Genomic DNA, 25,116 nt, shown 5'->3' on the forward strand with positions numbered 1-25,116 from the left:
GACTTGGCTCCGCCCCGGTCCACTCGCTCGAAGCGACTCCGGCAACCGGATACGCCGTACCGGACCTGCCCGCCCGCGCCGCGGAAGTACCGGTCGGAAGCTACTGGTTGGCGCCCTTCAGCCACAGCTGGTCGAGGATGGCGTTGCACTGGTTGCCCTGGGCGCAGGCGATCTCCACGGTGTTGGTGCCCTTGTTGAGGGTCACCGGAGCCCAGGTCGACTGCCAGCCCTTCTTCCAGTCGCCCTCCGGGGAGTGGATGAAGTTCTTCAGGCCCAGCGGCTGGTTGTTGGGCTTGCCGTTGACCGAGAGCGTGGCGTTGGCGTCCTGGCCCGGGATGCTGTAGCGCACGTACAGCCGGAAATCGCCGGCGTCCGGTACGTCGACGTTCCACTGCACCTTCGCCCCGACCTGGTTGAAGCCGGTGACGTACGAACCGCTGGTCGAGCGGGCGCCCTCGATGTCCTTCGCCGTGGTCGCGCCGCCGTCCAGGCGGAGGCTGCCGGCGTCCTCCTTGGGGAGCTCGCCGGGCTTGGGCTTGCTGTGGGGCTGTTCGCTCGGCTTGACGGTGTCGCCGGCCGTGGGGCCGGAGTTGCCGGCGTTGTTCTTCTTGGCGTCATCGCCGTTGTTGGTGAGCATCGCGACGCCGATGCCTATGCAGACCACCGCGACCACCGCGACCGCGCCGATCAGCAGGCCGTTGCGGCGGCGCGGCTCCGGCTCACCGCCGTGGCCGGGCGCCGGCACCGCCCGGGTGCGGTCACCGCCGGGCAGGGTTTCCGGCGCGGCGTAGGTGGCGTTCGGCTGCCCGTAGGTGACCTGCTGCTGGGCCTGCTGGCCGTACTGGCGCTGGCCGACCGCCCGCACCTGGTTGTACGACGTGCGCGGCACCCCCGGCTGTCGGGCCGCCCCGCCGGCGCCCGCCGAGCCCGGTGCCCCGCCCTCGCCGCCTTCCGCGCGGTAGAGGTAGGCGAAGGGGTCGTCGTTCTCCGGCGTGTCCGCGCCGTTGTTGCCGGCCGTCATTCCGTGTCACTCCCAAGCGATGTGTGCGCGTCATGAACGCGTCGGTCGGTACGCGTGCGCAGACGTCTGCTGCGCGAATCTCTGGTCCGGGCCCCTGGGCGGCGCCGCGCCGCATCGGCGCAGCCTACCCCCTCGCGTCCGGCCCACACCGAGCCCGGCGGGCCACGAGATCGCTACGGATCGGTGAACTGCTGGTGCGGGGGCCGGCGGACCGCGGATGTGAGATGCGCCGCGCGGCGCAGACCGGTCCGCGGCACAGTTCCCGCACGGTCCGCCGAGCAGTCCGCGCACGGTCCGCGGCCGCGGCGCCCGCCCGGTCCGCAACCGCGGCTCCCGCCGGGTCCGCAGCGCGGCCGCCCGCCCGGTCCATGGCGCGGCGCCCGCCCGGTCCACAGCGTGGCCGCCTGCCCGGTGTCAGCCCACCGCCCGCCGGTTCGCCTTCGACCGGGAGCGCTTCTCGACGTACATCCGCTGGTCCGCCGACTCCAGGACCTCCTCGGCGGTCATTCCGCAGCTCGCCCAGCCGATGCCGAAGCTGGCGCCCACCCGGACCGCCCGGCCCTCGACCCGGATCGGCGGGATGATCGCGTTCCGCAGCCGCACCGCGAGGTCCTGGGCGTCGGCCGTGCCCAGCCCGTCGGCGAGCACCACGAACTCGTCGCCACCGAGCCGGGCGACCGTGTCGCCGTCCCGTACGCCGTTGGTCAGCCGGCGGGCGACCTCGATCAGTACCGCGTCACCGGTGTTGTGCCCGAAGCGGTCGTTGATCGACTTGAAGCCGTCGAGGTCGCAGAAGAGGACCGCGAGCCCCTTGGAACCGTCGTCGGCCGGCCCGTCCGTAGGGGCGACGAGGTGGACGTGGTGGTCGAACGGGACCGGGGCGTGGCCCTCGAAGCCGTCGACGCCGTCGAACGGCTCCTGGCCGTCCGGCCGGAAGCCGTGCGGGCCCCGTGGGTCGGCGCCGCCCGAGGAGGCGTAGGCGTCCGCCAGGGAGCCGGCCGGCCGGGAGCACAGCCGGGCGCCGAGCCGGGCCCGCAGTTCGGCGCTGTTGGGCAGACCGGTCAGCGAGTCGTGGCTGGCCCGGTGCGCCAGTTGGAGCTCGTGCCGCTTGCGCTCCTCGATGTCCTCGACGTGGGTGAGCAGATAGCGGGGGCCGTCGGCGGTGTCGGCGACGACGGAGTTGCGCAGCGAGACCCACACGTACGTGCCGTCGCGGCGGGCCAGCCGCAGCTCGGCGCGGCCGCCCTCGGCGGAGGTGCGCAGCAGGGTGCCGATGTCCTCGGGATGGACCAGGTCGGAGAAGGAGTACCGGCGCAGCCCGGAGGCGGTGCGGCCGAGCAGCCGGCACAGCGCGTCATTGGTCCGTAGCAGCCGCCCGTGCTGGTCCCCGCCCATTTCGGCCACGGCCATCCCGCTGGGCGCGTACTCGAAGGCCTGCCGGAAGCTTTCCTCGCTGGCGCGCAGGGCCTGCTGCTCGCGCTCCAGCCGGACCAGCGCACGCTGCATGTTCGCCCGCAGCCGGGCGTTGCTGATCGCGATCGCGGACTGGAAGGCGTACATCTGCAGCGCCTCCTGGCCCCAGGGGCCGGGGCGGCGGCCGTTGCGCGGCCGGTCGACGGAGATCACGCCCAGCAGCTCGCCGCCGCCGTTGCCCGCGGTGTACATGGGCGCGAAGAGGCGGTCCATCGGATGCCACTCGTCGGGGAAGCGCGGCGCCGGCCCGGCCGTGTGCCACTGCGGTACGTCGTCGTCGTCCAGCACCCAGCCCTCGGTGTGCGGGATGAAGCACAGGTCACCCCACCGCTCCCCCATGGACAGCCGGCGGTCCCAGGAGGAGCGCGAGCCGACCCGGCCGGCCATCAGGGCCTCGGCGCCCGCGCTGCCGGCGACGGCGGCCACCACGAGGTCGCCGTCGGGCCGCACGAGGTTGACCGCGGACAGCTCGTACCCGAGGCCGTTGACGGCCCCGTCGGCGACGGTCTGCAGGGTGTCCGCCAGGCTACGCGCGGTGTTCAGTTCGGCGACCACTTGGTGCAGCTGCCGCAGGGTCGCAAGACGGACGTATGGCTCCGACTCGGTCTCCATCGCTCGCTCCCCTGAGACCTCGACAGCAGACTCCACGATTCTTGTCGTCCGATTCCACGCTCACTGAATCACAGTGAGCTGTTCACTCGGTACACAGGGTCAACAATTAGAAGCGTCTGTGACTCAAGTCACAGACGGTGAGCGAGCGTTGACCGTGCCGCACCACCCCATCCCAGCAGACTCGCCTTCACCCTTTCTACACTTTCTGAACGCAAATTCCGAGGGTTCGGCAGCCTGGATACGACCTCCGTCGCTGGACCTAGGTCGCGGGTGGTTCCGGGGCCCGATGCGCGCCGGGACGGCGGGAAGTTAGCGTTCATGGCGTGTTCACGGAAACCCCTGTCGAAGCGGCGGCCGCCGGGCCCGCCGCCACCACCGCCCCCACCGTCGCGCCGGCCTCCGTGCCGGGTGACGCACCGATCCCGCATGCTGTGGGGGTGAGTGACGACGAGTTCCGCGCCGCCCTGTCCCGGCTCGCCGCCGGCGTCGTACTGATCACCGCCCACGACCCGGACGCCGGGCCGCGCGGCGAGGGCGTCGGCATGACCGCGACGGCCTTCCTCTCCGTGTCGCTCGACCCGCCGCTCGTGATGGTGAGCGTTCGCAACGGCTCCCGGATGGACGACCTGCTGGCGGAGCAGCCGCTGTGGGCCGTTTCCGTGCTCTCGGGGCATCAACGGCAGATCGCCGGACGATTCGCCATGAAGGGCCGCATCAGCGACCGGCTGCTCTTCGAGGACATCGCACACGTACAGGGCGAAGTATCCGGCGCTCCGCTCGTCAGCGGTGCGCTGGCCACCCTGGAGTGCCGCACCGAGCAGCGCATCGTGGCCGGCGACCACACCCTCGTCATCGGACGGGTCCTGTCCACCGCGGTCCCGAACGAGGACGACGGCCCGCTGACGTACTTCCGGGGACGGTACCGGCAGTTGGGGTGAGGGGCCGGCAGTTGGGGTGAGGGGCCGGGTGTTGGGGTGAGGGGCCGGGTGTTGGGGTGACGGGCCGGGCGTCGGGTTGAGGACCGGGCGTCGGGGTCAAGGGCCGGGCGTCAGGGGCGCTCGGCGGCAGGCAGGTGCGGGGCGCTCGGCGGCAGGCAGGTGGGGCGCGCCCGGCGGATGGCAGTCGGGCCGTGGCTCAGCTCCAGTCGCGGCCCGAGCGGCCGCGCTTGGTATCACCGCGCTGCTTCTTCTCGCGCAGCCGGCGCTCGTTGATACCCCGTGGGATCCGCGACTTCCGGCGCGCCTTGGGCGGCGGCGCGGTGGCCTCGGCGAGCAGCGCGGCCATCCGGACGGCCGCGGTCTCGCGGTTGCGCCACTGGGAGCGGTGGTCGGAGGCGCGTACCGACAGCACGCCGTCGACCAGCCGGCCGGCCAGCCGCTCCAGCGCACGCTCCTTCCACACCGGCGGCAGCGCCTGGGTGCTGCCGAGGTCGAAGCGCAGCTCGACCTGGCTGTCGCTGGTGTTGACGTGCTGGCCGCCCGGACCCGAGGACCGCGAGAAACGCCAGACGAGCTCGGCCTCGGGAAGGACGACCGAACCGCGGATGACATGGGGCCCGGACATGGCCCTATGATCCCGCGGATCCGCCCGCCCCGTCACCCACTTTTCGTCCCCCTGACCTGGCCGCACATCAGATTCCGGCATGCCACGTCGAAACCGGCAGCAGAATTACGCAAAACACGGCAGGCAAAACACGGCATCAGGATTGCGCAAAGAAAGTAAAGAGAGCTGGAACCTCACGGTCCCCCGACGACGTTCTGGTGGGTGACGGTAGCTTCGTGGCAGCACGGAGCCCGACGACTCGACGCGTTGACTAGGAAAGGGACATCCCCATGGCTGTAAGCCTGTCCAAGGGCGGCAACGTCTCGCTCACCAAGGAGGCACCGGGCTTGACCGCCGTCACGGTCGGCCTCGGCTGGGACGTCCGCACCACCACCGGCACGGACTTCGACCTCGACGCCAGCGCGATCGCGGTGAACGCGACCGGCAAGGTCTACTCCGACCAGCACTTCGTCTTCTTCAACAACAAGAGCACGCCGGACCAGTCGATCGTCCACACCGGCGACAACGTCACCGGCCAGGGCGAGGGCGACGACGAGCAGATCAACGTCAACCTGGCGGCGCTGCCGGCCGACATCGACAAGATCGTCTTCCCGGTGTCCATCTACGACGCCGAGAACCGCAGCCAGAACTTCGGCCAGGTGCGGAACGCCTTCATCCGCATCATCAACCAGGCCGGTGGCGCGGAGATCGCGCGCTACGACCTGAGCGAGGACGCGGCCACCGAGACCGCCATGGTCTTCGGCGAGCTGTACCGCAACGGCGCGGAGTGGAAGTTCCGTGCGGTGGGCCAGGGTTACGCGTCGGGCCTGGTCGGCATCGCGAAGGACTTCGGCGTCAACGTCTGAGTCGTCGCCGACGTCAAGGACTTCGGCGTCAGCCTCTGAGTCGTCGTCGGCGTCAAGGGCTTCGACGTCAGCGTCCGAGTCGTTGACGCGAAGGACTCTTGCGTCAGCGCCCGAGTCGTCGTCGGCGTCAAGGACTTCGGCGTGAGCGTCCGAGTCCTCGACGTTCGCCGGGCTGTGAGCCGGTGGATTGCAGGCTTGCTTCAGGGCCGGTCCCCTTCGGGGGGCCGGCCCTTCGCGCGTTTCGGGTCAGGCGGCCGCGCCGCTCCCGCTCGCCGCCCCCTCCGCCGGTTCGGGCGGTGTGGCCAGCACCGCCACCTCGTCCAGCGACAGTCCGAGCGTGCCGGCCAGCGCCGCGACCGTGAAGAACGCCGGGGTCGGCGCCCGGCCGGTCTCGATCTTCCGCAGCGTCTCGGCGGACAGCCCCGCCGCCGCCGCGACCTCGACCATGCTCCGCCCGCCACGCGCCGCCCGCAGCAGCGCGCCGAGCCGTTCACCGCGTTCCCGCTCCCAAGGAGTCAGTGGAGTTCGCACCATGCCCGTGATACTAATACCGGTAAACAATTACCGGTAAACAAATACCGGTGAGTGACGTACTCCCCCTGTCCTGCGGAGGTCATCCATGGTGGAAATCAAGACGGACACCGCGGTGGACGCGATGCGGGTGACCGGCCGGGTCGTGGCCGACGCGCTGGCCGCGGCGCGCGCGGCCGCCGCGCCCGGGGTGCGGCTGCTGGACCTCGACGAGGCCGCCCGGGCGGTCCTGCGCGAGGCCGGCGCCACCTCGCCCTTCCTCGGCTACCGCCCGTCGTTCGCGCCCACCCCGTTCCCGGCCGTCATCTGCGCGTCCGTCAACGACGCGATCGTGCACGGCATCCCGGACGGGTACCGGCTGCGCGACGGCGACCTGGTGAGCATCGACTGCGGCGCGGTGGTGGACGGCTGGGCCGGTGACGCCGCCACCAGCTTCACGGTCGGCACCCCTCGCCCCGAGGACGAGCGGCTCATGGACACCACCCGGCGGGCGCTGGCGGCCGGTATCGCGGCCGCCGTACCGGGCGCCCGGATGGGCGACGTCTCCCACGCGATCGGCAGCATCGGACGCGCCGCCGGCTACGGCATCCCCCGCGACTTCGGCGGCCACGGCATCGGCCGGCAGATGCACGAGGACCCGCCGGTCCCGAACAACGGCCGGCCGGGACGCGGCTACGTACTGCGCCCCGGCCTGGTGATCGCCATCGAGCCGATGTTCCTCGCCGGCGGCGCGGACGCCTACGTGACGGACGACGACGGCTGGACCCTGCGCACCACCGACGGCGGCCGTGCCGCCCACTTCGAGCACACGGTCGCGGTGACGGAGGACGGGCCACGGGTGCTGACGCTGCCGTAGGCGGACGCGCGGGGGCTGACGCTGCGCAGGGGGGCGGCGGGGGTTGAGGCTGCTATAGGGGCTCCGGCCCCGTTCGGCTCACCTGCCCGTCTGGGCCCCTACGGTTCTCCCGCCCCTGCCGTCCCCGCCTCCGTCCTCCGTTGTCCGTTCTCCGTTCTCCCGTCTCTCCGGACCCCTTGGGCTACCCGTCGAGGGCCTGCACGCCGGCCTGGGCGAACTGCTCGTCGAGGGTCCCGCTCGGCGCCCCCGCCACCCCGATGCCGGCGATCGGCGCGTCCTCGTCCTGGACCGGCGCACCGCCCGCCAGGAAGAGGGTGCCGGGGATGTCCTTGAGCGTGGGGGCCTGGTCGAGGCGCTTGACCAGCTCGGAGGTGGGGGCGTTCCAGGAGACCGCGGTGAACGCCTTCCGCGCCGCCGACTCGTACGCCTGCGGTCCGGAACCGTCGCCGCGCAGCGCGACCAGCGTGCTGCCGTTGCGGTCCACGACGGCCACCGAGACCCGCTGCCCGGCCTTCTCGGCCGCCTTCAACGCGGCCTGGGCGGCCTTGGTGGCGGCGTCGATGGTGAGGTGGGTGCTGGTGCGGGTGAGGCCCTTGCCGACATTCACGGACGAGGACGCGGCGACCGAGCTCGTGGACGAGGGCGCGGCGGACGCGGAGGCGCCACCGAGGACGCCCGCGCCCACCAGGGCGGTCGCGACACCGGCGGCCGCGGCGACGGCACCGACCGCGGAGACCTTACGAGAGACCTTGCGGGAGATCTTGCGGGTCATCTGGTCGGAGGCCTGGCCGGAGGACCGGCGGGAGGCCTTGGGGGAGGCATCGGAGGAGCGGAACGGAGTTCTCGGATTCATGCCCCCATCGTCGGAGCGCGAACGGCCCGCCCGGATCGGCGGTCCGGCCCGGATCGCCGTGCATGATGGGGGATACCGGTGTCGGCCGATCGGTTGATGCGGGCGCCGCTCCGCCCGGGTTACGACTACGAGGTCGGCGCCCCACCAGGGCCCGTCCGACGGACGTCGGCCTACGAGGAGACCCACGGTGCACATCACTCAGCAGCCCCCGGACGACCGGGACGGGGCCGCCGGCCACGAAGCGGTCACCGCCGGGGCGAAGCCGGACGAGGGATCGCCGGACGCACCGGCCAGGGGAACGACAGCCTCCCCCACCACGGGATCAACGGCCGCCCCGGCCACGGGATCAACGGCCGCCCCGGCCACGGGATCGCCGGCCGCCCCGACCGCGGGATCGACCGCCGTTCCGGGTCGCGACCCCGACGCCCACTGGTTCGGCCCGGTACTGCACCTGACGTTCTTCCTGCTGCTCGCCGCCTCGCTCACCCGCTTCCTGCTCCGGCACCCGGGTGAGCCCCGTACCCCCTGGATCATCGCGCTCAGCATCACCCTGGCCCTGCTCCACGTCCTCGGCCCGCGCCTCGACCGCCATACGGAGCCTCCTGCCCCTCGTTCATTCCGTGCACCCCGTGCACCCCGTTCGCCCCGTACATCACATACATCCCATTCACCCCAGAGGCCCGGTCCGCGGGACGCCCGGCAGACCGACACCCGCCGGCTGCTCTGGCTGGCTGCCGTCGTGACGGTGTGGGTCGTCGTGGTCCTGCTCGCGCCGAGCTTCGCGTGGTGCGCCGTGCCGCTCTTCTACACGGGCCTGCGGACGCTGCCGGCCGGCGCCGCATCGGTGCTGGTCGGCCTGCTCACCGCGTTCGTCGTCGCCGCCCAACTCCGGCTGTCCACCGACTTCGACCCGATCCTGGTGCTGGCCCCACCGGCCGTCGCCGCGCTCGCCACCGCCGTCTTCGTCCACATGGAGCGGCAGGCGGCCCGCCAGCGGGCACTGATCGACGACCTGCTGCGTACCCGTCGCGAACTGGCCGCGACCGAGCGGCGCGAGGGCACGCTCGCCGAGCGGCAGCGGCTCTCGATGGAGATCCACGACACCCTCGCCCAGGGCCTGTCCAGCCAGCAGATGCTGCTGCAGGCCGCCGACCGGACCTGGGACAGCGACCCGGCCACCGCCCGCGGCCACCTCCGTACGGCCACCGAGATCACCGCCCGCAACCTCGCCGAGGCCCGCCGCTTCGTCCACGACCTCGCCCCCGCCGACCTGGCCGGCGGCACTCCTCTCCCGGAGGCCCTCCGCCGGCTGGCCACCCGTACGACCGGCCCGGCAACCGCCGCTCCCACCACCGGCCCGGCAACCGCCGCTCCCACGGCCGGCCCGACGCCTGGTCCCCCTACGGGTCCTGCGGCCGGCGCCACTACGGACGGGCCGGGTGGCAGCGGTGCCGGCGGGCGGCTGAGCGTGCGCTTCCACCAGGACGGAACCCCCGTACCGCTCCCGGACCGGGTGCAGTCCGCGCTGCTGCGCATCGCCCAGGGCGCCCTCGCGAACGTCCGCGAGCACGCCGCCGCGCGCACCGTCACCCTCACCCTGAGCTACCTGGGCGACCAGGTCGTCCTCGACATCGCCGACGACGGCCGCGGCTTCACCACCGCCGCCGCACAAGGACGCGGCCACGGGTTGCCCGCCATGCACGCCCGGATGCGGCAGCTCGGCGGGACCCTCACCATTGAATCGGCACCGGGCGAGGGCACCGTCCTGTCCGCCGCCGTCCCCCTGGAGCGCACGCCATGATCTCCTCCGCGACCTCCTCCGCGGGCGAAGCCCCGCACACCCCCGTACGTGTCCTGCTCTGCGACGACCATGCGGTCGTCCGCGCCGGACTGCTCGCCCTGCTCAGCAGCGCCCCCGGCATCGAGGTCATCGCCGAGGCCGGCGACGGCGAGGAAGCCGTGGCGCTGGCCGCCGCGCTCCGCCCCGACGTCGTCCTGATGGACCTCCAACTCGGCTCAGGCATCGACGGCATCGAAGCCACCCGCCGCATCACCGCCCACACCAGGCAGGACACCAAGAACGCCAGGGACAGCAAGGACGCCAAGAACGCCAAGGGTGGCGAGGGTGCCAAGGGCGGCAGGGGCAGAGGGGCAGCGGAGGGCACTACGGCCGCGGGCCGGGCGGGCGAGGCAGGCGGGACCGGCGCCACGGGTACGGCAAAGGCCACGGGCGGGACAGGCAGGGCGACCACGGCAGCCGAGGCAGGCACAGCAGACGGGACAGGCAGCACAGGTACGGCAGAGGCCACGGGCGGGACAGGCGAGACAGGCACCGCAAGCCGGACAGGCACCGCAGGCACCGCAGGCACGATCCCCCACGTCCTCGTCCTGACCACCTACGACACCGACGCCGACATCACCCGCGCCATCGACGCCGGTGCCACCGGCTACCTCCTCAAGGCCGAGCGGCCGGAAGAACTGTTCGCCGCCATCCGGGCCGCGGCCGCGGGGCGCAGCACGCTCTCCGGGCCGGTCGCCCACCGGGTACTGGCCCAGATGCGCAGCCCACGCCCCACCCTCACCGACCGCGAACTCGACATCCTCGGCCAGCTCGCCCGCGGCCTGAGCAACCGGGAGATCGCCCGCGCCCTGTTCATCAGCGAGGCCACGGTCAAGACCCACCTGGGCCGCATCTACGACAAGTTGTCCGTGGACACCCGGGCCGGCGCGGTCTCCGTAGCCAAGGAACAGCGCCTGCTGCCCTGAGGACGCCCACCCCGCCCGTACGAGGAGAGGCCGCGGGCGGCATCGCAACGCCCCCGACGCCGTCTGCCACTCATTCCCTCCCAACCGCGAGCGGCCCACCGGTTCCGGTCATAGCCCCCAGCCAACGGCCCACTCAGAAGCCCGGCCAAAGGTCGCGCAGAGACCCCGACCAAGGGCCCGCACAGAGACCCCGGCCACGGGCCCGCTAAGCGTCCCCGACCAAAGGCCCGCTCAGCGTCCCCTGTCGGCCCAAGGCTCTGGCCAAAGTCCCCGGCCCGACCAAAGGCTCTGGTCAAAGCCGGTGCGGACGTCCGTCCGCCGACCGGCGTGACACCATCAAGGCGTGATCGACCTCGGCTATTCCCTCTCCCGCCGCTTTCCGGACCCGCCGCAGACGGACTACCGGACCGCGGGGGTGCACGCGCTCCGCCACGACCTCTTCTGCGGCGATGTCTACCTCGCGGACACCACGGCGGACCGCGAACTGTCCACCGCCTGGGGCTGGGTGCCGGTCCTCGACTTCGCCTGGGCGCTGTGCGACATCGTCGAGCAGCTCGACACCGACCCCCGCGGCAGCCGCTCGGCCCGCCCCCTCCACGCCGAGCTGGACTTCACCGAATCCGCCGACCGGATGCGCTTCGAGCGACGCTTCGGCTGGGTGGACGTCGAGGCCGACTGGATGCCGGCCGACGAACCCCCGCTCACCTTCAATCACGCCGCGCTCCGCCGCGAGGCCCGCGACTTCCTGCACGATCTGATCGCCGACCTCACAGACATGCACGACGGCCTCGGCGACAACCCGGTCATCTGGGACCTCCAGGCCCGCTTCCCCCGCGTCTGACCATCGCCCGCGCCCGACCATCCCCACGTCTGACCATCCCCAACGTCTGACCACGGCCCCGCCCGGGCCCCGGCCATCAGCACCGAACACCGATCCGGCCCGGCCCCCGGCCCCCGGCCCGCACCGTCCCGGTGGCCCGAAGACCGGGCCACCGTCGGCCCGAAGACCGCCCGCCGCCGACCCGAGGACCAGCCGCCGCACCGACGGCCGACCACCCACCTGCCCGGCCCATGAAGCGCTCCCCCCGGCCCCGCCCCCTCGCCCTACCCTCCCTCCCCTCCCTCCTTCCCCTACTCCACCAGCACCCCTATCTGCGCCGCGAACGCCGGTGCCAGATCCAGCAGTTGGGCCGCACTGATCACCGCTCCCGACAGCCGGTCGATCCCCCGCGCGATGTCCACCGCCGCCGCACCGCGCAGATCGACGTCCTTCATCCGTGCCTCGGAGAAATCGATCCGCGCCAGGGTGCAGTCGTCGAACGTGACCCGCTCCAGCTCGGCCCCCGCGAAGTCCGCCTCGATCAGCACGCACCCCTCGAAGGCGACGTCCCGAATTTTCGCGCGCCGCAGGTTCGGAAAGTCGATCTTCCCGCCGCGTATCACGACCCGCTCCAGGACCGCCCCGTGCAGCTGCGTCCCGCCGAGCCTGGCGTCCGTAACCTCGACATCGCGCAGGGTCGCCCCGGACAGGTCCGTCCCGACCCCGCGCACCCCGCTCAGCTCGCTGTCGATGATCCGGGCCCGGCCGAGCCCCGTCTCGTCGAGCACGCAGCGACGCAGCGCGCAGTCCATGAACCGCGCACCCCGCGCCGACTGCCCCGCCCAGTCGGCGTCCGCGAATTCCAGCCCGTCGTAATCCCCGTCCTCCTCCAACTCCCCGCCGTCGTACGCCACCAGCTCCGGCAGCCGCACCGCCGGCCGCCGTACCGCCCGCACCGTCTCCCTACCGCGCCCGGCCACGCGATCACCCCTTCCTGCCTCACCCCGCATAAGCCTCGTGCGTCCCGCACCTACGCAACGCACCCACCGTGCCCCGCCGCACGCCGTCGGAAATCCACCCGTCATCCCCCGAATCCCACGACATCCCCCGTCATCCGCCGTCATCCGCCGTCATCCGCCCGTCGGAATCCGTCGTGACCCATCGTGAACCACCCCACTGACAACGCCCCCTGACCAGCGCAAAAGCACACCTCAACCTGCGCGCCGGCCACTCGTACGGACCGTTCCCCGCCCCGACCTCCCGACCGTGCCCGGGCCCGAGGTCGGCGAGCGGAACGGTCGACGCCCTCGGCGAGGGAGGGCACCGACCCGTTCCGGCTCGACCGCGGGTCGTCACCCACCTGGCCGCGGCCCCGGCGGCTACGCCGAACTCGCCGTCATCGCCGCCGACCACCCGCACACGTCCCGGACGGACCAGACCCCGCCCCCCAAGCGGCCGCCCTGCTCGCCCCCGGCCGCACCACCATGGGCCTCCTGCTCTTCACAGGTGCTCGGCCCGCCGATGCCGGCCCGGGCCGGGGGCGACAACCCGGGCCGGGCCCTGGAGACCCGCGCCACGAGGGGCAAGGTGATCCCCCCGGCCCACCCCCGGCCACCCCCTACCGCACCACCGCCATCTCCCGGGCCGTGTCGTTCAGCCGCCGGCCGCCTGCCTCCGTGCACGTCACGATGTCCTCGATCCGCACCCCGAACCGCCCCGGCAGATAGATCCCCGGCTCGATCGAGAAGCACATCCCCGGTACGAGCGGCAGATGTTCGCCCTCCACCAGGTACGGAGGCTCATGCGTGGTGACCCCGATGCCGTGCCCGGTCCGGTGGATGAAGTACTTGCCGTACCCCGCCGCCTTGATCACCCTCCGGGCCACCCGGTCGACGTCCTGGCAGGCGATGCCCGGCCGCACCGCCTCGAAGGCCGCCTGCTGCGCCTCCCGCACGATGTCGTGCACCTTGCGCTCCTCGGCCCCCGGTTCCCCGACGTGCACCGTGCGCGTCGTGTCCGACCCGTAGCCGTCCTTGAGGCCGCCGAAGTCGAGCACGACCATGTCGCCGTCCTCGATGACCCGCTCCCCCGCCTCGTGGTGCGGGTTCGCGCCGTTGGGGCCCGACCCGACGACCGTGAAGTCCACCTGGCTGTGCCCGTGCTCGATCAGCAGCCGGGCCAGGTCCGCGGCCACCTCCGACTCCCGCCGCCCCTCGAAGCGGACCTTCAGGATCTCCTCGTACGTCGCGTCCGCGGCCGCCCCGGCCGCCGCCAGCAGCGCCACCTCATGGGCGTCCTTGACGGCGCGCAGCATCGGCAGCACCTCCGTCAGCCCCGCGTACGCCGCCCCCGGCACCGCCCGCTGGAGGCCCAGCAGATGCAGCGCCCAGGTGGCGTCGGAGACCCCGTAACGGCCGTCCGGACGCATCCACTTGGCGAGCTGCGCATACGGGTCCCCGCCATCGCTCCACCCGGAGATGTCCAGCGCGCCCGCCCCTGCGGAGTGCTCCGCATCCGGCTGCTCCAATACGGGCACCAGCAGCCGCGAGCGCCGTCCGGGCTCGATCAGCAACGCCGTCAGCCGCTCGGTGGCCGCGGGCGGCCGGTAGCCGCACAACCACACCAGATCCGGCCCGGGCGTCACGAGCAGCCCGGCCAGCCCGACGACGGCCGCCGCCCGCCCCGCCCGCTCCAGCCGCCGCTCGTAGTCCTCTTGCATCATCGAAGTCACCATGCCGGCGAACTTACGCCGCCCACCCCACCACTTCACCCAAAACCCGCCGCGATGAGGCGCTACCGAACCCCTCCGGACCGGCACCCCGGGACTTCGCCCCGTTCCTACCCGGACTTCGCCCCGCTCATGGACGAGCGGCTCCGCCCAACGAGTGGCCCAGAACCGCTCAGCGCCGAGGTTGCATCGCGCCCCTCCCCGACGGCCGCACTGCACCGAGCGGGCGGCGTGGAGGGAGGGTGAGGTCCGACCCTTGATGACGATCCCCGGGCACAGCCGGACCCGACGCACCGAACGCGTTGACCAGCAGCTTTGGCCCTGCTGGCCCTGCTGGCCTCGCTGGTCACTCCGGTCATGCCCAGCCTTCTGGCCGGTGCGCAGTCGCCTCCCCCAGGTGGGGCGACAGGAGCCAGGCGGTGCAGACCAGGTGAGGACTCCGGGTCCCGCGCCGCGCCCGTGTCAGTGCTTGCGCTTGCCGGGCCTGTCGGCCTTCTTGGGGCCTGGTTCGACGTCGGGCGCCTTCTCCGGCTTCTGCGTGGCAGGCTGTGTCGGGGGCGAGGAAGCGGTCTCGTACGACGTCGAGGGGGGCGGTGTGGCGGGGCTCGTGCTTGAGGACGGGTTGGTCTGCGGCCCCTGCGCCGAGCCGGTGCCGGGCGAGAACCACACCATGCCCACCACCACCGCAAGGGTGAAGACGCCGGCGCCGCCCAGCACAGCCACCAGCCGGGAACGGCGGAGGAACGGCAGGTGTGAGCGGCGGGTCGCGGTCCGGTGCACGCTCGTTCGCCACTCGGTGTCCGCCACCGGGGCGAAGGCACCGCCAAAGTGCCCGGTGGGAGCGGCGACGGAGCTTGCCGGGGCGGCGGTTCTCGAACCGGTGACGTGCGGCCGGCCCGGGCCGCCGTGCGCCTGCTGTTCGCTGGCCAGCCGTTCGCTGGGCAGCGGCTCCGGCGCGCCGCGCCAGGCTCCGCGTCCGAACCAGGCCGCCACCTCCTCAGCCGTGGGTCGGCTCGCGGGCTCCTTGGCCAGCAGACCGAGCAGATAGCTCTCGAAGGCGGGCGGTAGAGCGGCGCCGAGTTGCCGGGGTGGGACCGGGGCGGCATCGAGGTGTTGATGAAGCACCGCGAGCGCACTGTCCGCCTGGAACGGCGGCCGACCGGTGAGGAGTTGGTAGAGCACGCAGCCCAGGGAGTACACGTCGGATGCCGGGCCGGCGGTACGGCCCAGGGCCCGCTCGGGCGCGAGGTAGAGGCTGGTGCCGACGATGTGCCCGGTGGCGGTGAGCGCGGCACCAGGGTCGTCGAGGAAGCGGGCGATGCCGAAGTCGCCGATCTTCAGGGTGCCGTCAGCGCCCAGCAGGAGGTTGGCCGGCTTGATGTCCCGGTGCACGATGCCCTGCCGGTGCGCGGCGGCCAGCCCAACGGCGGCTTGGGCGGCGATCTGGGCCACCCGCTCGGCGGGCAGCGGTCCGGAGACGGTCAGCAGGTCGGCGAGGCTGCCCCCGTCGACGAGCTCCATCACCAGGAACAGACGGTCTTCGTGCTCGCCGAAGTCGAGAACGCCGACCACGTGCGGGTGGCTGAGACGACCGGCGGTCTGTGCCTCCAGCCGGAAGCGGGAGGCTGCGGTGGGGTCGGAGTCGTGGGGGAGCAGGAGTTTCACGGCAACCGGTCTGCCGAGCGTCTCGTCGAAGGCCCGCCAGACCTCCCCCATCGCGCCCCGCCCGATGGTGTCTCGCAGCCGGTACCGGCCCGCTATCAGCACTTGTTCTTCATCCTCAGGCCCAAAAACGTCTTGACCGCCGCAAGCCATGGCTCGCCGTGGGGCGCGGATCAAGGTGCGGGATGCCGCAGCGGCCCCAGCGTACCGGCCCTGCACCCCTTGCCTTTCCTGGCGGCGCAGAACCCGTCGCTACGGGCAGCCCCGCCAGAGGACGGGGATGCGTGCATGGTTCTCAGCTGAGTCGTGACGGCTTGGAGTTCCGCCGTCCACAAGAGCGTTCACAAGAGCGCTGGAGTCGTGCCCCTCTCCCGTCACCAGTGACATTCCAGGGGCACAGCACGCAGGAAGGAGTGACCCGATCACGAGGTCGAGGCGCTCACCCTCATCGAGAGGTGCGCGGGCGCCGATCGCAGGAGCGGGCTGGTTCCCCCGTGCTGGCCCGCTCCTGCGCACATACGGCAGCCCGGGCGTCCCACGTGGCAGTGGCAGCCGGGCTACCGTCATGGGCGAATCCCTCGGGGACCGTCGGATCCCTCGGGGACCGTCGGCCGTCGGATGGCACCGGCGGCCAGGGAGGTCGCCCTCTCACAGGTCGCCCTCTCGCGCACGTCCGCGACGGCCTGCCCGCCATATTCACGTCGGTGACGCGCGACTGTCAGTTCTCCATCCGGAGCATCATCTCTCCATTCCGGAGATCCGAAGCATCATCTCTCCATCCGGCCCGCAGAAACTGGATACGGATGAGGCCATCAGAAGAAGCGCACGCTGTCGCGCAAGGCGCCGATGACGTTCGCCACGGGACGCGGGTTTCGATGCTGGCTCCGCGCTCCGAGCTCGGCGCCACTTGGCACCCCGGAGTTCTGAAATCCGGGGTGCCAAGTGGCGCAATAACCAACGCCTGGGCTCGAGGGACCGAAAGCGAGCACACTCGGATGATCACCTCAGGCCGGTCTCTTCACCCAATCGATGATCCGACCCCACAAGCCGCCTCTCGACCGGCCCGGTGGACTCCCCGAGCCCCCAGGAGCGTGTATGCGTCGCGGCAAGTCACCCTGCCGGACGGGCACCGATTCCGATCGAGTCGCCGCCCCCACCGTGCGCGCACGCTTGCGTTCTACAGGCTCACACATGCACCGCTGAGCTGTGGGTACGCCCACGAGCACCTGGTCCACATGCCTCCCGCAGCCCTCATAGGTCAACTTCCGGCACGACGAACAGACAGCGCGTTCGCACATGACTACCTCCCTTGGTTCTTCGTTTGATGTCCACGATATTCACGCCATCGCCACAAGAAACTCCAGAATTCACAACCCCTTCAGAAACAGCCGCCGTGCGTCGGTGCGGGCCGCACTTCAGAAGTCGAATCACGGTCCGAGTAGCGCCGCCGGTGGTCGTAAATATCCGGACACGAGAGGCAGACGTCGCATATCCGTCGCGGATAGTATCTCACCAAGTAGTGCCAAGTGACCTGTTTGGAAAAACTCCCTGAGTTGCTCGGGACACCGAAACAATGGTTGCATCTCGCCCGGTCGAGAAAGGGAGGCACAGCGCCTTCTTGTCATTGCCCGTCACCGCATTGCTTTTGAGGCCGTCGACCGGGCACAGCAAGGGCAGGAATCGAGAACGGCGACCACTCTCCCCGAACGGGTGGTGCGCCGGTCAGAAGGGAGCAACGTGAGTTGCTCGCATGCCACAGGATGCCCCCTTTTCCCCCTACTGAGGGCGAGCTTGCAAGGCTGGCGCGAGTACTACTGCGACAGCGCGGATCGATGGCTCGGCTGTGCGCGGTACCAGATGTCACTCACCGGCGAGCGGGTGCCGATCAGTCTGCTGCCCAACGGAGCCAGCGCGCGACACCTCGAAGCTCCGGCCGGGGCGGGCCGGTCCGGCGCCACCGGCGCGGCGGCGGCCCCCCGACAGTCCCCGCGACAGTCCCCACCGCCACAGCCTGCTCCGGGGACACCGGAGACCGCGCCCTGGCCCCGGCCGGCACCGACCCAGCCGCATGAGCAGTCACGGCCACGGTCAGGGCAGGGAACCGCGACACCGGAAGCCATGGCCCAGTTCGGGGCGACACCCCCGCCAGCAGCTGTCCGGCATGACCAGCAGTCACCGTACGTAGAGGCCTTCCAGCATGACCAGCCGTCACCGTACCCAGAGGCTGTCCGGCATGACCAGCCGTCACCACACCCCCAGGCTGTCCGACCTTCAGACAGCCCCGCTCGACACACACGGCAGGCGCCCGGCTCGAAGCGCGGCTGGTGGGCTCGATTTGCCGATTGGATGAGAGGACCCGCATGAGTACCTACTGGCCCTGGTGGGTGGGCGCTATCGGGCTCGCTCTGATCACCATCAACCACACCCTCATCACTGATCGGTCTCTCGGGGTGTCGGCCGCCTGGGATCGCGTGCTGCACTGGCGTCGCGAACGCCAACTCGAGCGGATGGACGAGGAGTTCGCCGACGATCAAGCTCTGGCCGAGGCGCTTGCCGCAGCCACAGCGGAGCACTTCGGCACCGGCGCCGGCGCCGGCGCGCCCACCACCGCGTCCACCGTGCCGCAGGTTCCGTACGAGAACTCGCAGCCGTTCGAAGCCGACGCCGAATCGGCAGCGAGTGAGCACCCGGCAGCCACGAGCCTGCGCCCGGCCCCGCTGGTCACTCAGGCCGCCCTGCTGGTGTCGATCTTCCTCGGTGGGTTCATCGCCGCGGTCGCCTCCGGGCGGTTCCACCTCCGCTACGACATGGGCGCGGGCTTTCGGCACCTGGTCACCGCCGATTCGACCACCATGATCGCCATGCTGTTCGTGGGAGGTGTGCTGGTCGGCTTCGGCACTCGGCTGGCCGGTGGGTGCAGCTCCGGCCACGGACTCAGCGGCTGCGGCCGGCTACGCCCGGTCAGCATCGTCGCGACCGCCGTGTTCTTCGGCACCGCCGTCGCGGTGTCGTTCCTCCTGTGGAAGGTGATCTGATGCGTACCCGGGGCGCGATTCTGCTGGCCAACATCCTCACCGGACTGGCCCTCGGCTATACCGTCACCAACATCGGCTTCGGCGACTACGCCGAGCTGAACCGCATGTTCACCTTCCGGGACCTGCGCATGCTCCTCTCCTTCGCGGGTGCCGTCGTGATCCTCGTGTGCGCGTTCGCTCTGCTGCGGGTCCGCCGCACCCCGGGGCGCATCCACGCCGGCGTGGTCCCCGGCGCGGTGCTGTTCGGTACGGGCTGGGCGATCTCAGGTGGGTGCCCCGCAATCCCGATCATCCAGGTCGCCAGCGGATACCTGCCTGCCCTGATCACCATCGTCGGCGTCATCGTCGGTATGCGGTTGTGTCGCTGGGCCAACGCCCGGTACTTCCACCTCGACCGCGGCTCCTGCGGACTGTAAACCCGGCCCCCACCGACACGAGCCGTGCACGGTGGGGGCGGCTCTTGCTTCGACGATCTCCCCAACGACCTGCGGGCGGCAGCCCGTGCACACCCGCATCGCTCCCGGCGCGGACACACACCGTTCGCCGACACGCTTTCCCCATGGCTCCCCTAGTAGGTGTATCGGTCAGGCGTATCGGTCAGGCGTATCGGTCAAGCCGCGTGTCGCCAGTCTCCGACGCACCCAGGCAGCGAAATCGTCCCCAGGCCCTGCTGGCTGCACGTCCGCCAGCAGGGCTTCTATCTCGCGACGGGGTGCGTCATCGACGCGCAGCAAGATCTCCAATCTGGGCAGCGGCACGAGTCGCACGACCGGCATGGCGCGATGTCGGCGATCTTCCAGGAGATTGGTTCGGTCGAGAAGGTGAACCATCTGCGGGATCGCTTCATCGCGCAACGCACCAGCCAGCGCCTCACCGCAGAGGTCTCGATTGTCCTCGCGCAGAGCCCAGCGCGAGCGGAGCCGCCCCTCGCAGTCGGGGCGATGGGCTGTCCCTGGTGGGGGAATCACGTCACCGGCCACAACCGCCGACTCGAAGGCGCGAGGAGCCCCCACCTGGCCGCTCGCCCAGTGCTGCCGGTTGATCCACTCCCAGTACGGAGCCGGCACGATGCCGTATCCCACGCCGAACACAGCGGCGTCCGGGTCGACATAATGACGCGAGAACCCGAGAACAGCTTGATCACCACAGTCCGCGACGAGGCGGAAGGTGCGGCCGGACCGCTTGAAACCAGCTGCTCTCATCACTGGGGCCACATGCTCCCTGACCAGCAGGTCCAGCGGCCTCATACATCTCACTTCCGTCTCCGCCTGCCTGCGCGCCTGCGCGCCTGCGGCGGAGCAGCCAGTTGCTGCCGCAGCGTAGCGCCATGCACGGACACGTCGGCCACACCCGAACCACCCCTTGATCACCACCCGATACGTGCCCTGGTGGACCCGGATTCTCCGAAGGAGTGTCAGGATTTCGCGGCGGGAGCGCGGGCCGTCAGGTGTCGGCAGAGGAACACGATCACTTCGCATGCTTCCCAATCCGCGGTCGCCTGAGCCAGCCAGCGCCCGACCGGCCGGCCGGCCTGCCAGTTCGTGGCAGCAAGGTTCCGACGTCCCGGTAGACCAATCCCCGGTGCCGGCCCCCCTGGGTGATCAATTCCAAGGGATGGGAGTTGCGAGCCGACCGCTACGATCCGGCTGGGGATACGGGAGCTCGGGGTGGGATGGCTTGTGGGCGACATGTCGGAGCTCGGGCGCCGGGCGATGCTCGCCCTTGGCGCGGTGACGGCGCTTGGCGCGGTGACGGTGCTTGCAGCATGTACGTCGACAGCGAAACACGCGGACAGTGGAAAGGTCCGCACAGACCCCGAGCCGCTGGAGCGTCGGTTCACTGCGCTCGGCCCGCTGTCCGGCGCGCACTGGCTCGGCACCGTACTGGGTAACGATTCGAGAAGGTCCGTTCCGGGCCCCACCGACGTTCGAGTGGTGGGAACCGCCCAACTGAGAGCAAATGCCGTCGCTGTCATCACGGGCGCACCGCAATGGAACTTTCGGCCTAGGACGCCAGGTCAACTTCCGGGAGAACTCACTGAGTTCATGCCCAAGGACGCCAGGTGGGTCCGGAGCGACTCCTTCGACCGTGAAGTGACGGGCGGCACATATTCCGGCACGTTCTATCTCGATCCGGGCACGAACACGGTCTACTTCGACACGACCAATCCGAGCGTCGCTGCCAGCACCGAGCCGTGATCGAGTCCTGCCGTTTCAGCGGACCACCGCGCACGCGAACGGCCCCGGACGAGGAGTCCGAGGCCGAACGGAACGCCTCTCCAGGGAGAAGTCCCAAGTCAGCGCGGTGCGCGTAGAGCCCCCTGTCGGATTCGAACCGACGACCTTCGCTTTACAAGTTCGATCCGATTCCCTCAGCGGTTGGCGGCTGCAAGCCTTGCGCTGATGCCTACGCCCGTCCGGAGTTGCTGGCGTCCGGTGCCGTTGATGTCAGCCGTAGATGTCAGGCGACCCCGCCTGCTTCGGCTACGGGCGACGGTAAGCGGCGCGAACGGTTCCGGGTACCGGAGCCCGGGACAGGTCCATGTAGCACGGGTAGTCGGGGTCACCTACCTCCATGAGTACGAACTGATCGACGTCGTGGTTGGCGAAGCGATGGAGGTACTGCAAGAAGAGTTCCAGTTCCTCGTCGGAGAGAGGTTCGTCGTGTCGGTCGTTTCGCACGCCCTCACCCTACGGCTGGCCTAGGTGCCAGGACTTCTTCGTCCCGAAGCAACTTGGGTGGGCGGCTGGCCTGCGGTTGGTGTGCCCTTCACCAGCGTTGTTGGTCCGTACGCGTCCGCCTGCGTACGCCAATGTGCGTCGGCGTTGTCACGCAGTTAGGCACGCACCTGGTTAGGAGCGCGTTACCGCTCCTCAGACGGGATGAGGCGATAGTAAGTGGCCCTGCCGGGAGATCGAAGTCGACAACGCGGTTCGCAAATCAGGGCCTGAACAGCCAGCGTTCGATCTCGTCGATGCCGATGCGGCGCCCGAGCTGTCTGCTCTCCTCGTGGGCCCAGCGGTCCAGGAGCGCGCAGTACCGGACGTAGGTGCTGGTGGGCCATTCGTCCTTACCGAGTGAGTCCCACTTGCAGGTGTCTCTGAGCGTGGCGGCTACCTGGGAGTCGAGGATCACGCACCGGTGGTCGAGAGCGCCACTGCCGGCGAAGTACAAGACCTTCGTCGAGAACGCCGGGCCTAGATACGCAATGGCATTGCGGCCTCCCGGGCGTAGAGACTCGTAGGCCTGCGCCGGATCCTCGCGGGCCGCCTGCAGAGCCTGGCGCAGAGCCGCCACGGCTGAGGACGGGTTATTTGCCACAGCTCGGATGCGCTTGCGGTTGAGGCGGAGATTCATGCCGCTGCCCCAGGCGAGGACTCGCCACAGGAATCGCAGCAGCTCCTCTTCGGAGCCCGCATCGAGGTTGGCCGCATCCGTGAACAAGTCGCTGCGACTGAGCTGCGTGACATCTGGTCCGGTCACAGGCGCACCAGGCAGGTGAGCGGCGGCTATCTCGCTGTTCCACCAGTCGGTGGCGATGGGGATGGTGTGACCGTCGATCCGCTCTGACCGCTGCTCGGCAAGAGCCTCACGGCACGCGCGCGGCAACTGCAGGAGAGACAGGTCGGTGGGTGCCATGACCCCATCCTGCCCCGCAGGAAGGAGGAGGGATGTCGACTCCGGTACTCACGCTTGCCGATACTGGCGAACGACGACGCCCGGCCAACGCTGCGGCACAGTATTCGACGGCTTCGGCAACCAACACGGCTCCGGAGGCCGCTCGACACTCAAACATCTCCGCAGGTAGGGGACTCGCGTGCCGTGGATTGGACAAGCTGAGTCCACAGATAGTCCACAGCTCGGTGTGCCGCTCCAGGCGCGCGATCCGAGCCCGCTTCTGCGGCTGTCGCCAGCGACCGCCCCGCTTCTATGACTCGTGGACATTCAGGAGGTGATGAGGATTTCGAGGAAGGAGGCCGAACGTTGAGTAGGGCCCAAGCCCCTCCCGAGAGGATCCGAGTCCACGAGCGGTGAGCCGGCCGCCGAGGACTTGACGGGATCAGCCCCATTGGGTTGGTCCCGTCGGCATGATGATCGGCATGCAACCAGAAGTTCTCTCAGGTCTCATCGGCTTCGGCGGCGCCTTGGTCGGTGGCGCCGCATCCTTCGGTGGCGTGTGGCTCAGCCTGTCCCACCAGAGGAAGCTGGCCCGGGAGGCCCGCCTCGCGGAGATCGGCCAAGAAGCAGCGGACAGGGCCCTGAGCGAGCTGATCACGCTCGGGGAGTTTCTGGGATCAGTCAGGAGCGACGTCGCCACGATGCCCACAGACGAGCGGGCGTCATACCTGGACACCGTGTTCGGCCACATGGAGAACGTCGAGAGGGCTGTGGCCCGCATCCCGAACCGGGAACTCCGCGACCGCGTGAAGTCCCTCCTCATCGTGATGAGACGGTTCAGGGCTGCCGGTGTCCGGCACTTCTTCGCGGTGAGCTGGCTCGCGGAGCTAACGGACGAGCTGACCGACCTCCTGTCGGCCTACATTCGTTCCGACCCCCTCCCGTCCCTCTCCGAGCGGACAGAGGAGAAGCAGCGCAGAGCCGCCCAACACGAGCTGAACCAGCGGCGTCGCTTCGAGCTGATGCAGGACCCCGACCCCGCCAACGTCGACCCGCGAGAGGAAGACAACACGTCTTCGCCGTCATGACGCCCGTCAGGAAGTAGGGAGACGATGCAGACAGAAATCTTGGTCGGGCTCATCGGGTTCGGTGGTGCCGTGGTGGGAGCCGGAGGCGCCCTGCTCGGCGGATGGTTCCAACAGAGGCATCAGGCCGCGGCGATGCGCGAGCAGCAGGAAGCTGCCAGAGCCAGCCTCTTGGAGGAGCGCGGACGAGCCGCAGGAGAGAAGGCCCTGTCCGAGCTGTACGCCCTCCGTAGACACCTGAACGACTGCGAGCTGAGGCCCGTCCCCGAAGAGCGCCAACCCTGGCGTGGCATCGCGCGGGGGTTCATCGACGAAGCCGAGCTGGCGGTAATGCTGATGCCGAACGCGGGAGAGGTGCAGTCCCGAATCACAGACGCTGCGGGACTGATTACGGAGACCCTGATGATCGGGCGGGAAGAGGCGCGGCAGATGACGGACCGAGAGCATCGCAGGCACATCCACAAGTGCCTTGCCGGGACTCTGGAGGCTATCGGGGCACTGTCCGCCTTCATGCGCAGAGACCCACTTCCCGAGCCCGGCCGACTTCTTCGCAGGCACCTCGAACAGCACCACCGGCCCACGGCCCCGTCATGACGCCCATCAGACAAGCTACGCAGGCCGATTCGTGGGACCGGAGATGGTGGCGGGGCTGTTCGGTCTCGGCGGTGCCCTCGTGGGTGCGGTGGTCTCCACGGGAGCCGTGATCTGGCAGCAGCGGAAGACGGCCCACGAGGCGGAGCGGACACACATGCTCGGCCTGTCGGAGGCGGCTGCCAACGAGGTGACCCGGCTGAGCTACGAGCTTCAGGACCGCTTCGCCGAGGACGTAGAGGTGGACCCCGTCAGTAGCAGGTATTGGACCTGGACTTCCCGCCTCGCGGAGCTGAACCGCTCCCTTGAACAACAGGCCCTCAGGTTCGGGATCCGGAGGTGCGACGCTTCCTGGAGCGGATTCACGCCGAGATCGACCGTAATCCGGTGAGGCTTCACCGAGACGATGAGGGCTTGCCCATTGCCCCGTACGAGCCTCTGTGCACCGATCTCAGGACCGTCATGGGCACTGTCCTGCGGCGACCGTCGTTCCCCATGGATCTATGGGAGGGCATATGACGGGGTGAGCTCTGGGGACCATCTCGAACCACGCCAAGCGCCTCGGGCTGTCCTTCGACAGGGAGGCAGTCAGGGCCGCCACTGACGCCCGTCAGATCGACCTGAAGGCACAGCGTCAGGAGATCTAGCAGGAGCTGCTGGAGCTGGCCCGGGAACAGATGGCACGAGCCAGGGGCCGGTACCTCCTGACGGCATGACCCAAACCGGGGAGATCGCCGCCCAGTGGTGGGACCTTCCTCCGGCCAAGGAGTCGAAGGGCCTGACGACTTCCGCGGTGAGCGCCCTGGCCCGGTTCGATCAGAAGGCCAAGGACGACGCACGACTGTGCCTCGCCGCACCCCACCGGCCTCAGGCACGCTGGGGGGGTCCTCGACCAGAGAAGCCGCAACTGCTGGCCGCTACTGACTACCCCACCACGTAGGGCCAGGTGCACGCTTTCCAAGTCTGGTGGTGGTCGCAGGGGCCCCGAACGGGGCCGTTCACCTGCGTTCATGGGCGGCCGGCCGTCAGAGCGGCTATCGGCTTCGGTCTCGTCTGA

24 protein-coding genes and 1 tRNA gene are annotated in these 25,116 nt (G+C 70.3%); 13 read left to right on the forward strand and 12 right to left on the reverse strand.

Annotated elements, in window-relative coordinates:
• Nucleotides 1–100 precede the first annotated feature (100 nt).
• Together ACFV1J_RS25230 and cdgB are read right to left on the reverse strand one after the other, a co-directional pair.
• Nucleotides 101–1,021: a CBM35 domain-containing protein gene (locus ACFV1J_RS25230; protein ID WP_385861553.1), complete on the reverse strand. Its 921-nt coding sequence runs from the start codon at nucleotides 1,019–1,021 to the stop codon at nucleotides 101–103.
• 414 nt (nucleotides 1,022–1,435) lie between these two features.
• Nucleotides 1,436–3,106 (reverse strand): diguanylate cyclase CdgB, encoded by a 1,671-nt coding sequence (gene cdgB, locus ACFV1J_RS25235; protein WP_385861555.1) that lies wholly within the window; start codon nucleotides 3,104–3,106, stop codon nucleotides 1,436–1,438.
• Nucleotides 3,107–3,429: 323 nt separating this feature from the next.
• Here cdgB and ACFV1J_RS25240 point away from each other — a divergent pair, with 323 nt between their 5' ends.
• Complete coding sequence (locus tag ACFV1J_RS25240) at nucleotides 3,430–4,044, forward strand: flavin reductase family protein (RefSeq protein WP_385861557.1); 615 nt, start codon at nucleotides 3,430–3,432, stop codon at nucleotides 4,042–4,044.
• Nucleotides 4,045–4,240: 196 nt separating this feature from the next.
• Here the strand turns inward: ACFV1J_RS25240 and arfB are convergent, their stop codons facing one another.
• Entirely contained in the window at nucleotides 4,241–4,669 is a 429-nt protein-coding gene (gene arfB, locus ACFV1J_RS25245; protein ID WP_385861560.1) for an alternative ribosome rescue aminoacyl-tRNA hydrolase ArfB, read from the reverse strand.
• A gap of 269 nt (nucleotides 4,670–4,938) precedes the next feature.
• Between arfB and ACFV1J_RS25250 the strand changes: the two genes are divergently transcribed.
• Entirely contained in the window at nucleotides 4,939–5,514 is a 576-nt protein-coding gene (locus ACFV1J_RS25250; RefSeq protein ID WP_385861563.1) for a TerD family protein, read from the forward strand.
• A gap of 246 nt (nucleotides 5,515–5,760) precedes the next feature.
• Here the strand turns inward: ACFV1J_RS25250 and ACFV1J_RS25255 are convergent, their stop codons facing one another.
• The gene (locus tag ACFV1J_RS25255) at nucleotides 5,761–6,048 is read right to left on the reverse strand and encodes a helix-turn-helix domain-containing protein (RefSeq protein ID WP_385861565.1); all 288 of its coding nucleotides are present in this window, start codon (nucleotides 6,046–6,048) and stop codon (nucleotides 5,761–5,763) included.
• Nucleotides 6,049–6,133: 85 nt separating this feature from the next.
• On the opposite strand from ACFV1J_RS25255, the gene map reads away from it, so the two are divergent.
• Nucleotides 6,134–6,901, forward strand: a complete 768-nt coding sequence (map, locus tag ACFV1J_RS25260; protein ID WP_385861566.1) for a type I methionyl aminopeptidase — start codon at nucleotides 6,134–6,136, stop codon at nucleotides 6,899–6,901.
• Nucleotides 6,902–7,082: 181 nt separating this feature from the next.
• Here the strand turns inward: map and ACFV1J_RS25265 are convergent, their stop codons facing one another.
• Entirely contained in the window at nucleotides 7,083–7,673 is a 591-nt protein-coding gene (locus ACFV1J_RS25265; protein WP_385861668.1) for a heme-binding protein, read from the reverse strand.
• Between the two features lie 268 nt (nucleotides 7,674–7,941).
• On the opposite strand from ACFV1J_RS25265, the gene ACFV1J_RS25270 reads away from it, so the two are divergent.
• From ACFV1J_RS25270 to ACFV1J_RS25280, 3 genes are all read left to right on the forward strand, one after another.
• Nucleotides 7,942–9,555, forward strand: coding sequence for a histidine kinase (locus ACFV1J_RS25270; protein ID WP_385861568.1), 1,614 nt, complete (start codon nucleotides 7,942–7,944; stop codon nucleotides 9,553–9,555).
• Entirely contained in the window at nucleotides 9,552–10,520 is a 969-nt protein-coding gene (locus ACFV1J_RS25275; protein WP_385861569.1) for a response regulator, read from the forward strand. The genes ACFV1J_RS25270 and ACFV1J_RS25275 overlap by 4 nt, the downstream gene beginning before the upstream one ends.
• Before the next feature lie 343 nt (nucleotides 10,521–10,863).
• Nucleotides 10,864–11,361 (forward strand): hypothetical protein, encoded by a 498-nt coding sequence (locus ACFV1J_RS25280; protein WP_385861570.1) that lies wholly within the window; start codon nucleotides 10,864–10,866, stop codon nucleotides 11,359–11,361.
• A gap of 290 nt (nucleotides 11,362–11,651) precedes the next feature.
• Here ACFV1J_RS25280 and ACFV1J_RS25285 read toward each other — a convergent pair whose 3' ends face one another.
• The 3 genes from ACFV1J_RS25285 to ACFV1J_RS25295 all read right to left on the reverse strand — a co-directional run bounded on the left by ACFV1J_RS25285 (nucleotide 11,652) and on the right by ACFV1J_RS25295 (nucleotide 15,835).
• Nucleotides 11,652–12,296, reverse strand: a complete 645-nt coding sequence (locus ACFV1J_RS25285) for a pentapeptide repeat-containing protein (RefSeq protein WP_385861669.1) — start codon at nucleotides 12,294–12,296, stop codon at nucleotides 11,652–11,654.
• A gap of 662 nt (nucleotides 12,297–12,958) precedes the next feature.
• Nucleotides 12,959–14,062: an aminopeptidase P family protein gene (locus tag ACFV1J_RS25290; RefSeq protein WP_385861671.1), complete on the reverse strand. Its 1,104-nt coding sequence runs from the start codon at nucleotides 14,060–14,062 to the stop codon at nucleotides 12,959–12,961.
• 468 nt (nucleotides 14,063–14,530) lie between these two features.
• Entirely contained in the window at nucleotides 14,531–15,835 is a 1,305-nt protein-coding gene (locus ACFV1J_RS25295; RefSeq protein ID WP_385861572.1) for a protein kinase, read from the reverse strand.
• A 2,255-nt stretch (nucleotides 15,836–18,090) separates the two neighbouring features.
• Here ACFV1J_RS25295 and ACFV1J_RS25300 point away from each other — a divergent pair.
• Nucleotides 18,091–18,765 carry a YeeE/YedE family protein gene (locus ACFV1J_RS25300; protein ID WP_385861573.1) on the forward strand — a complete coding sequence of 225 codons (675 nt, stop codon included), beginning with the start codon at nucleotides 18,091–18,093 and terminating at the stop codon, nucleotides 18,763–18,765.
• On the forward strand, nucleotides 18,765–19,181 hold the full coding sequence (locus tag ACFV1J_RS25305; protein WP_385861575.1) for a YeeE/YedE thiosulfate transporter family protein: 417 nt from the start codon (nucleotides 18,765–18,767) through the stop codon (nucleotides 19,179–19,181). Before ACFV1J_RS25300 ends, ACFV1J_RS25305 begins: the two co-directional genes overlap by 1 nt.
• Before the next feature lie 168 nt (nucleotides 19,182–19,349).
• On the opposite strand, the gene ACFV1J_RS25310 is transcribed toward ACFV1J_RS25305, so the two are convergent.
• Nucleotides 19,350–20,012 carry a hypothetical protein gene (locus tag ACFV1J_RS25310; RefSeq protein ID WP_385861576.1) on the reverse strand — a complete coding sequence of 221 codons (663 nt, stop codon included), beginning with the start codon at nucleotides 20,010–20,012 and terminating at the stop codon, nucleotides 19,350–19,352.
• Between the two features lie 432 nt (nucleotides 20,013–20,444).
• On the opposite strand from ACFV1J_RS25310, the gene ACFV1J_RS25315 reads away from it, so the two are divergent.
• Nucleotides 20,445–20,963, forward strand: coding sequence for a hypothetical protein (locus ACFV1J_RS25315; protein WP_385861577.1), 519 nt, complete (start codon nucleotides 20,445–20,447; stop codon nucleotides 20,961–20,963).
• A 116-nt stretch (nucleotides 20,964–21,079) separates the two neighbouring features.
• Here the strand turns inward: ACFV1J_RS25315 and ACFV1J_RS25320 are convergent.
• The 3 genes from ACFV1J_RS25320 to ACFV1J_RS25330 all read right to left on the reverse strand — a co-directional run bounded on the left by ACFV1J_RS25320 (nucleotide 21,080) and on the right by ACFV1J_RS25330 (nucleotide 22,404).
• Nucleotides 21,080–21,148 (reverse strand) — tRNA-Tyr (locus ACFV1J_RS25320).
• 100 nt (nucleotides 21,149–21,248) lie between these two features.
• Entirely contained in the window at nucleotides 21,249–21,446 is a 198-nt protein-coding gene (locus tag ACFV1J_RS25325) for a hypothetical protein (protein WP_385861579.1), read from the reverse strand.
• Nucleotides 21,447–21,705: 259 nt separating this feature from the next.
• On the reverse strand, nucleotides 21,706–22,404 hold the full coding sequence (locus ACFV1J_RS25330) for a hypothetical protein (RefSeq protein ID WP_385861581.1): 699 nt from the start codon (nucleotides 22,402–22,404) through the stop codon (nucleotides 21,706–21,708).
• A gap of 461 nt (nucleotides 22,405–22,865) precedes the next feature.
• Here ACFV1J_RS25330 and ACFV1J_RS25335 point away from each other — a divergent pair, with 461 nt between their 5' ends.
• From ACFV1J_RS25335 to ACFV1J_RS25350, 4 genes are all read left to right on the forward strand, one after another.
• Nucleotides 22,866–23,471, forward strand: coding sequence for a hypothetical protein (locus ACFV1J_RS25335; RefSeq protein WP_385861582.1), 606 nt, complete (start codon nucleotides 22,866–22,868; stop codon nucleotides 23,469–23,471).
• Between the two features lie 24 nt (nucleotides 23,472–23,495).
• Nucleotides 23,496–24,062, forward strand: a complete 567-nt coding sequence (locus tag ACFV1J_RS25340) for a hypothetical protein (protein WP_385861584.1) — start codon at nucleotides 23,496–23,498, stop codon at nucleotides 24,060–24,062.
• A 31-nt stretch (nucleotides 24,063–24,093) separates the two neighbouring features.
• Nucleotides 24,094–24,450 carry a hypothetical protein gene (locus ACFV1J_RS25345; RefSeq protein WP_385861586.1) on the forward strand — a complete coding sequence of 119 codons (357 nt, stop codon included), beginning with the start codon at nucleotides 24,094–24,096 and terminating at the stop codon, nucleotides 24,448–24,450.
• A 321-nt stretch (nucleotides 24,451–24,771) separates the two neighbouring features.
• Nucleotides 24,772–24,999 carry a hypothetical protein gene (locus tag ACFV1J_RS25350; RefSeq protein ID WP_385861588.1) on the forward strand — a complete coding sequence of 76 codons (228 nt, stop codon included), beginning with the start codon at nucleotides 24,772–24,774 and terminating at the stop codon, nucleotides 24,997–24,999.
• Nucleotides 25,000–25,116 lie beyond the last annotated feature (117 nt).

Source organism: Streptomyces sp. NPDC059649, from assembly GCF_042734445.1.
Classification (GTDB): Bacteria; Actinomycetota; Actinomycetes; order Streptomycetales; family Streptomycetaceae; genus Streptomyces.

Excerpts from the sequence above, each read along its gene's own strand:
- ACFV1J_RS25335 (WP_385861582.1), top strand. The coding sequence starts at position 22,866 with ATGCAACCAGAAGTTCTCTCAGGTCTCATCGGCTTCGGCGGCGCCTTG.
- ACFV1J_RS25255 (WP_385861565.1), bottom strand. The coding sequence starts at position 6,048 with ATGGTGCGAACTCCACTGACTCCTTGGGAGCGGGAACGCGGTGAACGG.
- ACFV1J_RS25250 (WP_385861563.1), top strand. The coding sequence starts at position 4,939 with ATGGCTGTAAGCCTGTCCAAGGGCGGCAACGTCTCGCTCACCAAGGAG.
- map (WP_385861566.1), top strand. The coding sequence starts at position 6,134 with ATGGTGGAAATCAAGACGGACACCGCGGTGGACGCGATGCGGGTGACC.
- ACFV1J_RS25275 (WP_385861569.1), top strand. The coding sequence starts at position 9,552 with ATGATCTCCTCCGCGACCTCCTCCGCGGGCGAAGCCCCGCACACCCCC.
- ACFV1J_RS25350 (WP_385861588.1), top strand. The coding sequence starts at position 24,772 with ATGACCCAAACCGGGGAGATCGCCGCCCAGTGGTGGGACCTTCCTCCG.
- ACFV1J_RS25340 (WP_385861584.1), top strand. The coding sequence starts at position 23,496 with ATGCAGACAGAAATCTTGGTCGGGCTCATCGGGTTCGGTGGTGCCGTG.
- ACFV1J_RS25265 (WP_385861668.1), bottom strand. The coding sequence starts at position 7,673 with ATGACCCGCAAGATCTCCCGCAAGGTCTCTCGTAAGGTCTCCGCGGTC.
- ACFV1J_RS25290 (WP_385861671.1), bottom strand. The coding sequence starts at position 14,062 with ATGATGCAAGAGGACTACGAGCGGCGGCTGGAGCGGGCGGGGCGGGCG.
- ACFV1J_RS25330 (WP_385861581.1), bottom strand. The coding sequence starts at position 22,404 with ATGGCACCCACCGACCTGTCTCTCCTGCAGTTGCCGCGCGCGTGCCGT.
- ACFV1J_RS25230 (WP_385861553.1), bottom strand. The coding sequence starts at position 1,021 with ATGACGGCCGGCAACAACGGCGCGGACACGCCGGAGAACGACGACCCC.
- cdgB (WP_385861555.1), bottom strand. The coding sequence starts at position 3,106 with ATGGAGACCGAGTCGGAGCCATACGTCCGTCTTGCGACCCTGCGGCAG.
- ACFV1J_RS25300 (WP_385861573.1), top strand. The coding sequence starts at position 18,091 with ATGAGTACCTACTGGCCCTGGTGGGTGGGCGCTATCGGGCTCGCTCTG.
- arfB (WP_385861560.1), bottom strand. The coding sequence starts at position 4,669 with ATGTCCGGGCCCCATGTCATCCGCGGTTCGGTCGTCCTTCCCGAGGCC.
- ACFV1J_RS25305 (WP_385861575.1), top strand. The coding sequence starts at position 18,765 with ATGCGTACCCGGGGCGCGATTCTGCTGGCCAACATCCTCACCGGACTG.
- ACFV1J_RS25310 (WP_385861576.1), bottom strand. The coding sequence starts at position 20,012 with ATGAGGCCGCTGGACCTGCTGGTCAGGGAGCATGTGGCCCCAGTGATG.